General features: G+C 66.2%; 13 protein-coding genes. 3 read left to right on the top strand and 10 right to left on the bottom strand.

Annotated features, from left to right (window positions below):
* Positions 1–11: 11 nt before the first annotated feature.
* The 8 genes from ACFWIX_RS05480 to ACFWIX_RS05445 all read right to left on the bottom strand — a co-directional run bounded on the left by ACFWIX_RS05480 (position 12) and on the right by ACFWIX_RS05445 (position 7,477).
* Positions 12–1,073 carry an ABC transporter permease gene (locus ACFWIX_RS05480; RefSeq protein ID WP_377215103.1) on the bottom strand — a complete coding sequence of 354 codons (1,062 nt, stop codon included), beginning with the start codon at positions 1,071–1,073 and terminating at the stop codon, positions 12–14.
* Between the two features lie 14 nt (positions 1,074–1,087).
* On the bottom strand, positions 1,088–2,617 hold the full coding sequence (locus tag ACFWIX_RS05475) for a sugar ABC transporter ATP-binding protein (protein ID WP_377215102.1): 1,530 nt from the start codon (positions 2,615–2,617) through the stop codon (positions 1,088–1,090).
* 7 nt (positions 2,618–2,624) lie between these two features.
* Complete coding sequence (locus ACFWIX_RS05470) at positions 2,625–3,623, bottom strand: sugar ABC transporter substrate-binding protein (RefSeq protein ID WP_377215101.1); 999 nt, start codon at positions 3,621–3,623, stop codon at positions 2,625–2,627.
* Between the two features lie 222 nt (positions 3,624–3,845).
* Complete coding sequence (locus ACFWIX_RS05465; protein WP_377215100.1) at positions 3,846–3,989, bottom strand: hypothetical protein; 144 nt, start codon at positions 3,987–3,989, stop codon at positions 3,846–3,848.
* Between the two features lie 2 nt (positions 3,990–3,991).
* Positions 3,992–5,383: an OFA family MFS transporter gene (locus ACFWIX_RS05460; protein ID WP_377215099.1), complete on the bottom strand. Its 1,392-nt coding sequence runs from the start codon at positions 5,381–5,383 to the stop codon at positions 3,992–3,994.
* Between the two features lie 135 nt (positions 5,384–5,518).
* On the bottom strand, positions 5,519–6,745 hold the full coding sequence (locus tag ACFWIX_RS05455; protein WP_377215098.1) for a hypothetical protein: 1,227 nt from the start codon (positions 6,743–6,745) through the stop codon (positions 5,519–5,521).
* A gap of 4 nt (positions 6,746–6,749) precedes the next feature.
* On the bottom strand, positions 6,750–7,169 hold the full coding sequence (locus ACFWIX_RS05450) for a hypothetical protein (RefSeq protein ID WP_377215097.1): 420 nt from the start codon (positions 7,167–7,169) through the stop codon (positions 6,750–6,752).
* An 80-nt stretch (positions 7,170–7,249) separates the two neighbouring features.
* Positions 7,250–7,477, bottom strand: coding sequence for a hypothetical protein (locus ACFWIX_RS05445; RefSeq protein WP_377215096.1), 228 nt, complete (start codon positions 7,475–7,477; stop codon positions 7,250–7,252).
* Positions 7,478–7,860: 383 nt separating this feature from the next.
* Here ACFWIX_RS05445 and ACFWIX_RS05440 point away from each other — a divergent pair, with 383 nt between their 5' ends.
* Entirely contained in the window at positions 7,861–8,865 is a 1,005-nt protein-coding gene (locus ACFWIX_RS05440) for a bile acid:sodium symporter family protein (RefSeq protein WP_377215095.1), read from the top strand.
* A 15-nt stretch (positions 8,866–8,880) separates the two neighbouring features.
* Here ACFWIX_RS05440 and ACFWIX_RS05435 read toward each other — a convergent pair whose 3' ends face one another.
* Both ACFWIX_RS05435 and ACFWIX_RS05430 read right to left on the bottom strand, forming a co-directional pair.
* Entirely contained in the window at positions 8,881–9,744 is an 864-nt protein-coding gene (locus ACFWIX_RS05435; RefSeq protein ID WP_377215094.1) for a DUF1524 domain-containing protein, read from the bottom strand.
* 246 nt (positions 9,745–9,990) lie between these two features.
* A complete protein-coding gene (locus ACFWIX_RS05430) occupies positions 9,991–10,707 on the bottom strand; it encodes a GntR family transcriptional regulator (RefSeq protein WP_377215093.1) in 717 nt (238 codons plus the stop codon).
* 195 nt (positions 10,708–10,902) lie between these two features.
* On the opposite strand from ACFWIX_RS05430, the gene ACFWIX_RS05425 reads away from it, so the two are divergent.
* Both ACFWIX_RS05425 and ACFWIX_RS05420 read left to right on the top strand, forming a co-directional pair.
* Complete coding sequence (locus ACFWIX_RS05425; protein WP_377215092.1) at positions 10,903–11,940, top strand: sialic acid TRAP transporter substrate-binding protein SiaP; 1,038 nt, start codon at positions 10,903–10,905, stop codon at positions 11,938–11,940.
* A complete protein-coding gene (locus ACFWIX_RS05420; RefSeq protein ID WP_377215091.1) occupies positions 11,937–12,530 on the top strand; it encodes a TRAP transporter small permease in 594 nt (197 codons plus the stop codon). Before ACFWIX_RS05425 ends, ACFWIX_RS05420 begins: the two co-directional genes overlap by 4 nt.
* Position 12,531: the final 1 nt, after the last annotated feature.

The raw sequence follows: 12,531 nt of genomic DNA, 5'->3' as shown, positions 1-12,531 counted from the left end.
GGGACGCGCCGTCAGGCGCCGTGTCGGGAGCGGCTGGCCCGGTCGGTCAGGACGGCGATGATGATCGCGACGCCGATGACCACCGGCTGCAGGTTCGGGGAAACGTTCAGCAATGACATGCCGTTGTTCAGGACGCCGATAATGAGGAGTCCGATGAAGGTGTTCAGCATGCCGCCGGAGCCGCCGGAGAGGCTTGCGCCGCCGATCACGACGACGGCAATGACGTTCAGGAGGTCGGCTGTACCGGCCGTGGGCTGGGCAGAGTCGAGCCGGGAGCCGACAATGACCCCGGCGAGGGCTGCGAGGAAGCCTGCCACCACGTACACGCCGATCTTAATGCGTGTGACGTTGAGCCCGGAGAGGCGCGCCACTTCGGCGTTCCCGCCGATGGCATAGAGGGCGCGGCCGGAAGGACGGAAGCGGAGCCAGTACGCCGCGATGAGGAACGTGGCCACCATGAGGAGGCCCTCAAGCGGGAGACCCAGGATGTCGTTGCTGGTGATGGCCAGGTACCACTCCGGGAAGCCGTTGATCGGGTTGCCGTTGGTGAGGTAGAGCGCCAGGCCGGCAGCTGCGGACATCGTGGCCAGGGTGGCCACGAAGGGCTGGATGCGGCCGTAGGTCGAGAGCACGCCGTTGATGAAGCCCACCGCGGCGCCGACGGCAAGACCGAGGATGACGCACAGCTCGAACGGCAGGCCGGCGGAACGGTACAGCCAGGCGCTGGTCATGAGCGACAGGGCCAGCGTGGACCCCACGGACAGGTCGATGCCGCCGATGAGGATGACCAGGGCTGCACCAACGGCCATGATGCCGATGTCCGCGTTTTGCGTGATCACGTTGGAGAGGTTGCGCCACGTGAGGAAGTACGGCGACATGATGGACAGCGCGACCATCACGGCGACGAGGCCGATGAGCGGCCCCGGCACGCGGCGGAGCACACTGGCGGCAACCCCGCCCGGGCCGCGGCCGGCTGCCCCGTCCCGCCTGCTGTCCGTTCCCGAGCCTTCCGGGGCCGGGCCTCCGCGTCCTGAGGACCTCTTTTGGATGGAGTGATCCGTTGTGGTTCGCATGGCTGCTGCTCTTTCTACTGCTGGGAACTAAGGGGGGAGGCCGTTGATTCCGAAGAGTGCACGGCGAGTGACATGACGGACTCCGGGGTCGCTTCGCCCCGGCGGAGGATTCCTTTTTGCCGGCCCTGCGACATCACCAGGACCCGGTGCGAGAGCCCCAGGACCTCGTCAAGCTCGGAGGAGACGACAATGACGGACATCCCTTCAGCCGCGAGGGAGCGGATGATTTCGTAGATGGCCATCTTGGCGCCGACGTCGACGCCGCGGGTGGGCTCGTCGATGATGAGGACCTTCGGATCCTTGACCAGCCATTTGCCGATCAGGACCTTCTGCTGGTTGCCGCCGGACATCGACTTCACCGGGAGGGCCATGTTGCCGCGGACATCGAGGCGCCGCGCCTGCGCCCCGGCGACGTCACGCACCAGCTTGCGGGTGATGAGGCCCTTCCGGGCGAGGTCGCGCTCCCAGGGAAGGGTTACGTTTTCCTCTGCCGTGCGGTCCAGGTTGAGGCCTTGGCCCTTGCGGTCCTCAGGAACCATCACCACTCCGGCGCGGATTGCCGACTGGGGGCTGCTGCAGGGAAGCTTGCGGCCCTCCAGGAGGACTTCGCCCGAATCCGGCCGGTCCACACCTGCGATGGCCCGGACCACCTCGGTCCGTCCTGCACCGACGAGGCCCGCAATCCCGAGGACTTCTCCGGCCGCCAGTTCGAAGTTGATGTCCGCGAACACGCCGCGCCGCCCGAGATCCCTGACCTCCAGCACGGTGGTTTCGCGGCTGGGCTGCGGCGGAACGTGCTCGTAGGTGAACTCGCGTCCCACCATCGCGTTGATGATCTTTCCCTTGTCCACGTCGCCCGAGCTCCAGGACTGCACCCGTGAACCGTCGCGCAGGCACACGATTTCGTCGGCCACCTCCCGGACCTCGTCGAGGCGGTGGGAGATGTAGACGACGCCGGCGCCCGCGGCCCGCAGGGCGCGGATCCGGTCGAGGACGTGCTCGGTCTCTGACTCGCCCAGGGAAGCCGACGGCTCGTCGAAGACGACATACCGCGGGCGGCGGCTGAGGGCCTTCGCGATCTCGATTTCCTGCTGCATGGCCATCGAGAGGCCGCGGACGGGGCGGCGGACGTCGAGAGCCACGCCGAGTGAATCCAGGACCTTCCGGGACTCGCGGCGGACAAGGTCCCAGTCCACCCGGCCGAAGCGGCGCGGGAGGCGTCCAAGGAAAATGTTCTCGGCAACGGAGAGGTCCTGGATGAGGCGCGTCTCCTGGTGGATCAGCGCCACACCCTGCCGGAGGGCCTCGGCGGGGCTGGACGGGGCGTACTCCGCCCCGTCCAGCCGCATGGTGCCGCCGTCGGGCTTCACCACGCCGGTGATGATCGAGCTGAGCGTGGACTTGCCTGCGCCGTTCTCGCCCACGAGTCCGACGACCGTGCCCGGTGCGACCCGGAAATCGACTGATTTCAGGACGGTCACCCCGGAGTAGGCCTTCATCAGGCCCGTGCCCTCGAGGCCGGCAGAAACTGGTTGAGTGGTCATGGCAGGATCACTTGAAGGACTGGGCGTCCGGGCCGTAGAAGTCCTCGACCTTGTGTTTGGTGACCGTTTCCTTGTTGATCAGCACCGTGTCCTGATACTGCTCCTTCGGGATGTCCTGGCCTTTGCCTTCGATGAGCGCGACGGCGTTCTGCACGGCGAGCTGGCCCATCATGTAGGGCTGCTGCGCCATGGTGGCCTGGGTCAGTCCGCTGGCCACCGCATCGAACATGGTGGGGAAGCCGTCGATGCCCACGGAGAAGATCTTCTTGCCCGAGGCCTTGGCTGCCTTGGACGCACCGAGGGACATCGCGTCGCTCTCGCCGAACACGGCCTTGAGATTGGGGTGCGCCGTGAGGATGTTCTGGGTGGCCTTGTACGCTTCCGTTTCGTCCCAGTTGGCGGTTTCCTCGGCGACGACCTTGATCTCCGGCGTCTCCTTGAGGGCCTTCTGGCACCCTTCCGTGCGCTGGATTTCCGCGGTGGAACCGAGCACGCCGTGAAGGATAGCGATCTCCCCTGAGCCGCCGATCTGCTCAAACATCCACGTGCAGAGCTCGTACGCGGCCTTGACGCTGTCCGTGGCGATGTAGGTGGCGAGGTCGCCCTGGCCGGATTCGGGCCGCTGGTCCACCGCAACGACGGGCACATCGGCCTTGTTGGCGGCACGGACGCCCGCGGCTGCTGCCGTCGAGTCCTGGGAGGTGAAGATCAGGGCGCCGATCTCCTTGGTCAGGAGGTCGTTGACCTGCTTGACCTGGGCGGAGGAGTCGTTGTTGGCGGAAGTGATGTTGACCTCGTAGCCGAGCTTCTTGGCTTCATCCTTGATGCCGGCCACCTCTGCCACGTAGAAGAGGGACTTCTGGTCCGCGACGGATACGCCGATCACCTTCTTCTCGCCACCGGCTGCGGGGCTCCCGCCGCCCGTGCCGCACGCGGCGAGGGAAAACGCGGTGAGGGCTGCCGTGAGGGCTGCGCCGCCCCAACGGAGCGTCTTGCTGGAAGTCATCTTTGTCTCCTCATGCCGAGCGACATCCTGTCGCTGAAATTTTTATTCAGTAGCTCAATTACTATGCATCTGATGATGAGGCCTAGATCACACCACTGTCAAGATGGCAGCGCGCCGGGGACTTGAGGCGACTGCAAGCAGGGTGGCCGGAGACAGAAAAAGGCGGGTGCCGCCGTCGTACGTTTGAAGTACGACGGCGGCACCCGCCTTTTTGCCGGCCGCTTACCCGAAGAGCGCGGCCACCCGGGTCAGTGTCTGGAAAATGCCGTAGGCGAGCGGGATCCCCACGAGGATCCACGCGATGGCGAGCTTCCCGGCGGAAACCTTGACGGGCGCCTGCGCCCCTGACGTGTATTCGGTGCTCATATTCAGGCCTCCATTGCAGCTTCGGATTCCCGGCGGTCCGGGCGGGGTTCGTGGAACCGGTGGTCAACGGGCTTCACCATCAGGTTCGCCAGGAAGCCGATAACCAGCAGGGCCACCATGGTCAGCAGCGCCGGCTGGTAAGACGCGGCATCCAGCTCGCCCGGCTTGCCCTGCGCATCCAGGAACGCGTTGACGATCAGCGGACCGGCCACGCCGGCGGCGGACCAGGCGGTCAGCAGCCGGCCATGGATGGCGCCCACCTGGAAGGTCCCAAACAGGTCCCGCAGGTACGCCGGAACGGTGGCGAAACCGCCGCCGTAGAAGGAGATGATCACGAAGGCCAGCGCCACGTAGAGAACAGTGGTGCTGGAGCCGGCCAGCGCCAGCACCGTGTACAGCAGGGCGCCCACGCCCAGGTAGACCATGTAGATCCGCTTGCGGCCGGTGATGTCGGACGTGGAGGACCATACAAACCGTCCAGCCATGTTGCCGATGGAAAGCAGCCCCACAAAGCCTGCGGCGACGGCGGCGCTGACTCCGGAGACGCCGTCGGACTGGCGGAAGAAGTCCTGGATCATCGGCGCTGCCTGCTCCAGGATGCCGATGCCGGCGGTGACGTTGCAGAACAGGACGATCCAGACCAGCCAGAACTGCTTGGTCTTGATGGCATTCTTGGCCGAGACATTCTCCGTGGTGACCAGCGCGGCCTTCTTGACCTTGGCGGGGTCGAAGCCTGCCGGCGCCCAGCCCGGCGCCGGGACTTTGATGGTGAAGGCGCCAAACAGCATGTACGCGAGGTAGATAACCCCGAGGGTGAGGAAGAGCTTGCCGACTGCGTCCCCGCTCGCCACCCAGCCTTGGGCGCCCGAGTTGGGATCGTACATCTTCAGCAGCGCCGTGGAGACCGGGCTGGCGATCAGCGCGCCGCCGCCGAAGCCCATGATCGCCATGCCGGTGGCCAGGCCCGGCCGGTCCGGGAACCACTTGATCAGGGTGGACACCGGCGAGATGTAGCCGATGCCCAGGCCAATGCCGCCCACGACGCCGTAACCCAGGTAGACCAGCCACAGCTGATGGGTGAAGATGCCCAGCGAGCCGATGAGGAAGCCACTGGCCCAGAACACAGCGGACGTGAACATGGCCTTGCGCGGGCCCTGCGTGTCCACCCATGTGCCCATGATCGCGGCGGAAAGCCCCAGCATCACGATCGCGATGGAGAAGATGACACCGATTTCGGTCAGGCTGGCCTCGAAGTGCTTCACCAGCGCCGTCTTGTACACGCTGGTGGCGTAGGCCTGGCCAATGCACAGATGGACCGCGAGCGCCGCCGGCGGGACCAGCCAGCGGTTAAAGCCCGGCGGGGCAATAGAGTGGTCACGGTCCAGTAATCCCATAGATGCTCCCGTTGCTTGATGACGTCACTGTCAGATGGATCCAGAGGCTTAAGACCCCTCTCGGGCCGGGCCTACCGGCCATCATCCGACAGATCATCAGCAAACGTACCATTGCCGCGCCGAGCGGTAGCGATTTTACGACGAACGGTTGTTGTCCGGTACAGCACGTGGCGTCCGGCCCACGGGTTTCAGTTCCTCGGCCATGCGCAGTGCGTCATTGAAGGAGACTCCGTCCAGGCGCTCCACCAACCCCTTGGCCTGGCGGACCACTCTCCGCGTACGCGACGGCGCATCCTCCGCCACCGCATCCAGGACGGTGTTCAAGCGTTCCTGGGCCGCCGCGTCGATCGGCGCCGACTCGTTGCCAAGCCAGGTGCCGGCGTCCTGCAGTAAACCGTTCAGCGCGTCCTGGACCTCCGGCCTCTTCGATGCGAGCAGCGCCAGCGCGGGGCTGGCCGCCGTAAACTCCGCCCACCAGGCTCCCAGTCCGGGGAGCTCGCGGAACCTTCCTTCCCGGAAAGCGCGCATCGCTTCGAAGCTGTCCGCCTGTGCCGCCTTCTCCGGCCCGCCGGCGGCGCTGCCCATGAACAGCCTTTCCAGGCTGCAGTCCAGCTGCGGGAAACCCCGGAACACCCCGTGCAGTTCCCAGTCACCGTCCCCGGACTCGTCGCCGGACCACCGCCGGTTGATGGTGATGGCCGGCGTGTCCACCAGCTCATCAGTGGTGGTGGTGAACGCCTCCGTGCCTATGCTGTCGTCATTGTTCCCAAAGCTGCCGTACCAGATGAGCTGCCAGCCGGACATGGCATTTTTTACCGCGGCACGCACCGAGGACGCTGCCGATTCCTTCACCACGTCCACCGCGTCCTTGATCTGCTGCGGCGTCGGTGCGGCCAGGGCGTGCTGGAAGCTGGCCGCCACCTTCACCACCGCGAGATGGACCGCGTCCACGAACGCCGAATATCCGGTATCGGCGAGGCTGTCCGGCCAGCCGTCCTCCTCCATCACCGAAACCACCACACCGGCAATAGCGGGAACGTCGTCGGCGCCGAGCAACGAGCGCAGGCCTGCGTCGTTAATGGGGATGGGTTTGAGCTTGGTGGACCAGCGGCCTACGGCTTCCGGAATGGGCACGTCATCGCCGGCGTCCACGTCTGTATCGCCGAGGTTCCCGTGGCTGCCGTTACTGGACACGATCGTGGGTGACCCGATGAGGCCGGAGCCGGCCTCGACGGCGAAATTGTCGCCGTCGACCTTGAAGAACACGGTCCAGATGTACGGCTCGGCGTTTCCCCAGCCGTCGCCTTCATCGTGGCAGTGCAGCTCCTGCAGGACTGTTTCGAGGTTCAGTGTGGAGCGCACCGGACTACTCCCCCGTTCCGTCGCCGAGCGCCTGCTGGTCCTTGCCGTCCACGAGCGGCCGGTGCACGGGCCGGCGGATCTGCCGGCGGGCGGTCGACTGGACATGGGGCAGGTCTGCAGTGACGGTGAGTCCCGAAACGGCTGATCCCTCACACCGTCCGGAGGACCTCAGCTGGCTGGTGAAGCACATCCGCCCGGCCCCGTAGTGGGTGCTGCCGAAGATGCCGAAAGAGAAAGCCCACCACGTATAGAGGGTGCCGTTCTCACAGCCTTTCAAATGGCTGGCCAGGCCGTACCCGGTCTCCTCGACCCAACTGAAGTCATAACACCACTTGGTCACCTGGCGGGTACAGGTATCGAACCACTCCCACGGCCAACCGCCGGGGCACCAATATCGCTCGGTAACAACAACTTGCTGCGGCATTGCCGCCTCCTGAGACAAATATGCGCGCCTCCGGCGCCGGGCCTGCCGCCAGGGGGACGGCGGATCGCGCGCGTGTTGGATTACAGCCGGTTCCTGCGACGGAACCGCGGCAGGCGAAAATGCCTGTTCAGGAAGGCTGCACGCTGTTCGCAGCCCGTGCACGGCGGAATGCCGGCCAACTGTGTCATGTCTTTGACCGCATCGCCCAGTCCGATGGTCTCGCCACCGGTAATCCGAAACAGGGTTATGCGCCGGTCCTGCCAATGGCGTGATCTCGCGGGCCACTCGCGGAAGTTTTGCTGGACCATTGCCCATCCTTACGGACACCATGCGGGGTGGTTTTTTGCCCTCCGGCTACCGCCCCGGTTGAAATCTTCCTCGCGGCCGGAGGTCCCGTCAACAGTTTTTCCATCGATTTACTAAAGTCATCGCACACTCTTATTTAGGCCCACCAGCTTGCCCTACGGAAACACTTGCCAGCGACCTCAACGGTGACGGCCCCCAACCCCTCGCGGGCTCTCGGAGCGGGAACACGTACGCCCGGCAGTCCCTGCGCACAAGCGGCCCCGAGGCCCATGAGCGGCGGTCGCGAACACCGCCCAAGCAGTCCACGGCCGTTCATGCCCGACGGCGCCTGAGCTGGGCCGACACAGTTCCGGGAACCGGACCCGCAGTGTGATAGTCGGTAGGTATGCTTCCTGAATCCAAGCCTTCCCTGCCGGCATCCGGCGCCGAAGAACGCAACGCCCGCATCGCCGTCACCCTGTTTCCCCTCCTGATTCTCGCCGGAGGAGCGATAGCCCTTGCGTCGCCGTCGTCCTTCACCGGGCTGGCGCCCTGGATCAGCCCCCTGCTGGGAGTGATCATGTTCGGCATGGGCCTGACGCTGACGCCGCCGGACTTCGCCATTATTGCCAAGCGGCCCGTGCCGGTGGTCATCGGCGTGGTGGCGCAGTACGCGGTCATGCCGTTCCTCGGCTGGCTGATCGCGGCGGCGCTGGGACTGCCGCCCGCACTGGCCGCCGGCGTCATCCTGGTGGGCTGCTGCCCCGGCGGCACGGCGTCCAACGTGGTGTCCTACCTGGCCAAGGGCGACGTAGCACTGTCCGTGGCGATGACCACTGTGTCCACCCTGATCGCCCCGCTGCTGACGCCGGTCCTGGCGCTGTGGCTGGCCGGGCAGTACATGCCCGTGGACGCCGGCGCGATGGCGTGGTCCATTGCCCAGATCGTGCTCTTCCCGGTGCTGTTCGGCCTGGTGATCCGGCGCTTCGCCCCCGGCCTGGTGACCAAGGCCCTGCCGGCCCTGCCCTGGATTTCGGTGCTCGCGATCACCCTGGTGGTCACCGCCGTCGTGGCCGGCAGCGCGAAGGCGATCTTCGCCGCAGGCCTGCTGGTGCTCGCCGCGGTGGTCCTGCACAACGGCCTGGGTTACGCGCTGGGCTACGGCGCCGCCCGGCTGTTCAGGCTGCCGGTCCCGTCACGCCGCACCACCGCCATCGAGGTGGGCATGCAGAACTCCGGACTCGCCGCCGGACTGGCAAGTCAGTACCTCACCCCGGAGGCCGCCCTGCCCGGCGCCATATTCTCCGTGTGGCACAACATCTCCGGCGCGGTGCTGGCAGCCTACTGGCGCCGCCGAGGCGCCCAGGCTGAGCGCACCGGCGAGCCGGCCCCGGTGGCCGTCACCGAGTAGGCACCTGCGTGCGGGTCAGCCCTCGCAGGCCACCCCGTCGCCGTCGCCGTCCAGGCCCGATCGGTAGCCGGGCGATCCGGCAATAAGTGGCGCCGCACCGGCGTCGTACACTGCCGCGCAGTTGGCGTAGTACACCGTTGCGGTCCCTGCGGCTGCCACCGACGTCGGCGCCAGCTGGCCCGGGCAACCGGCCAGGATGCCCGCAACCGCATCGTGTTCGGCCTGCGTGACCCACAGGCCGTAGCGCGCCTTGACTGAGACCTGCCGGGCGACGTACTCACAGCGGAAGTCCTTGTTCGACGGTAGCCAGGTGGCCGCGTCACCGTCGCCCTTTTGCTGATTGGTGGGTCCGTCCGTGGCCTGGAGGTTCAGCGGATCATTGGCGAACGCAGTCCGCACCTCCGTGCTCCGCTGCTGCGCGCCCTTCTGCCAGGCGTCGCTGAGAGCCACCACGTGGTCGATCTGGACAGCGCTGCTGGTGGTGGTGCCGCGGACAAAGCTGATCAGGGTGCCGGTGTACGGGTCGGCGAGGGTGCCGGACTGGACCTTGCACGGGACGCTGTTGACGTACGTGATGTCCGTCAGGTCGCGGTTGAGGATGTCATTGCGTGTGTCGCAGCCGTTCTGGTCCACGTCCGCCCAGGTGGGCCCGAACAGCGAGCGCTCGTAGCCGGTCTTCGGCGCGCGGCCCTTGACGGGGAGGGTGGCCAGAAGGTCGGCGGCCTCGACCGCCTGTCCGGCGTCCGGCGTCGTGCTTTCCGCAAGCGCCGGCGCACCCGCACTGAAGAACCCCACGAACAGGGAAAGTACGACGGCGGCGGCGCCCCTTTTCGCGGTCAGCAGCGCGCGGGTGCCGGGCAGGGAGCGGTGGTTGGGCATGGCAGGTTCCCCCAGGTAGGTGCCGGAAAGTGGTGTCCGGCGCGGACGTATCCGTCCTGCGCCAGCGACGATCCTACTGGGGGTTTTCCTGCGAAACGGGCCGTTTTGGCCGCCCTTGACGAATCCTTCCCGACTCCTGCGCGGATCCTGCGCTGTGCGGTATCCGCCGGCCGCCGAAAACGGCCCTGCCCCGCATAAGCGGTGCGGGGCGGCGCCGTTCATGCGGGGCAGGACCGTTCTTGGCGGTTAGCCCACGTCTGCGACGAAGGCCGCGCGGCGGGCGTCCAGCGCAACTGCGGTACCGCCGTCGAACGCTTCCGCGAACCTCCGGTAGGACATGACCAGGTGCCGGTACATCGCCTCCTCCGCCCGTGCTGGGTCGCAGGCACGGATGGCTTCGGAGACCTGGCGGTGCTCCTCGATGGTGATGGTGCCGTCAACGTCGGCCGGGTAGAGCCGGAACAGGTGCAGGTGGCAGTGAGTCTGGCCGAAGGCGTTGTTGATGATGCCGTTGCCGGACGCGCCAAGAATGAGTTCGTGGAAGTGCGTATCGTGCGCCACCAGGTCCCGCCGGATGTCACCGCCCGAACCGCTGCGGGCGCGGAAGTCGTCCAGTTCACCGTCCAGCCGCCGGGCAGGATTATCGAGCCGGTCCACGGCCGCGGCCCGGGCTGCCCAGGGCTCCACCAGGAGCCTGAATTCAAACAGATCCCGCAGTCCGCCGGCGTCGAGCAGGGCCGTGGTGCTGTAGCCACGTCCCGAAGTCGCGACCACCAGGTTGTCCCCCTGCAGCCGCTGCAGCGCCTCGCGCACCGGGGTGGGCGAGACACCCAGTTCGCGTGCGACGGCGTCGATGCTCACCTTCGTGCCGGGCGGAATCCGGTTGTCCAGGATCCGGTCCTTAAGCGCCTCATACACACCCTGCGCCGGACGCTGCCTCCGCACCGCGTCTGAGATTGCCACGCTGCAACCTTTCTCAAGAAGTTCCACACCGCTCTTGCAATGTGACACCCATCATATATAGTTTTTTCACGAATCCTATATTTTGATTCGAAGGCGGCTGTCACGGCCTCCACCCCCACTCTTTCACTTTCACCTGGTTTTTCCGCGGCAGACCCGTCTGCCACCGCATCCATATCCCGTTCAAAGGAGAACCCCATGACCAGCACCGCACGCAAGATCCTGCGCGGAGCCCACCTGTCCGTCGCTGCCGCGGCGGCCCTAGCCCTCGCCGGCTGCGGCGTGGGCGGGCCGGTTGACGCCGGCAAGAAGCAGGAAGTTGCGGCAGCCGCCAGTGAGGGGCGCACCCTCAAGCTCGCCCACGTCTATGACGCTGCCCATCCCGTCGAAAAGTGCGGCGTGGCCACCCTCAAGGAAGAGCTGGCCGGAAGCGGCATCAACATCCAGAGCTATCCGAGCGGCCAGCTGGGCAGCGAAGCCCAGGCGCTCGAACAGGTGGCCGGCGGCGCGCTGGACATGTCGATCGCCGGCCCCTCCTTCCTTGGCGTATGGCACGAACCGGCTGCGGTGCTCGACGGCGCCTACCTCTTCGACGGCGTGGACCACTTTGCGAAGACCCTCGAAGGCGACACCTTGAAGCGGATCTACAGCGAACTCAAGGAAAAGTCGGGGCTGCAGGTCCTTTCCGGCTGGTACTACGGCACCCGCCACGTCACCTCTAACAAGCCCATCACGACCCCGGAGGACATGAAGGGCCTCAAGATCCGGACCCCGGACGCGCCGCAGTACATGCTCAACACCAAGATCATGGGCGGCACCGCAACCCCGATGGCGCTCGGAGAGGTCTACCTGGGCCTGCAGCAGGGCGTTATCGATGCCCAGGAAAATCCGGTCCCCACCATCGCCACGTCCAAGTTCAACGAGGTCCAGAAGTACATCAACCTCACCGGCCACCTGGTGCAGGCAGTCAACGTGGTCACCAGCGCGTCCATCTATGACTCCCTGGACGAAGCACAGAAGACCGCCCTCGACGGCGCCATGGATGCTGCCTCCGCGAGCGTGCGCAAGTGCGTCGAAACGGCTGAGCAGGAAACTCTGGACAAGTGGAAGAAGGATGGCAGCATCACGGTCAATGAAGACGTGGACCGCGCCGCCTTCATGGAGCAGGCCCGCGAAGCCCTTCCCGGACAGGTGTCCTGGGGCGAGCTCTACAAGGAAATCCAGGCCAGCAAGTGACCGCCCAGCTCACCAATCCTGCGCCCCAGGCCCCCGCCGTGATCCCGGAGCATCCCGACCAGCCTGACTTCCTGGAATCCCGTAACCGGGCCATCCGGGCCCTGGTCAATGCCGAACGCGTCCTGGCGGCAGGCTTCCTGGCCCTGGTCTTCTTCCTTGTCCTGAGCCAGGTGGCCAGCCGCTACATCTTCGCCAGTCCGCTCACGTGGACCGAAGAGCTGGCCCGCTTCGCCCTGGTCTGGCTGACTTTCATCAGCGCCGGCTTCGTGATGGCCCGCAGGCTTCACGTCACCGTGGACCTGCTGGCCGCGAAGCTGGGCAAGCGTGCAGCACTGGTGATGGATTCCTTCGCCATGCTGGTGGTGCTGGCCGTTTCGGGCGCCATGGCCTATGCAGGCATGGAGTTCGCCCTCGCCGCCGCCCGGCTGAAGGCACCAGCCACCCAGTTGCCCATGTCCTGGGTGTACACGGCTGCGGCAGTCGGGTTCGGACTGATCTTCATCCACGGCCTGCTTAATACCTACGTCAACCTCAAGCATCCAGCGCAGGTGCCCGGCGCCATGGACAACCTTGAAAAAGAAGCCTTCTGAG

It is taken from the genome of Pseudarthrobacter sp. NPDC058362 (assembly GCF_042723515.1).
Lineage (GTDB): Bacteria > Actinomycetota > Actinomycetes > Actinomycetales > Micrococcaceae > Arthrobacter.
This window is presented reverse-complemented; position numbering and strand designations above follow the sequence as displayed.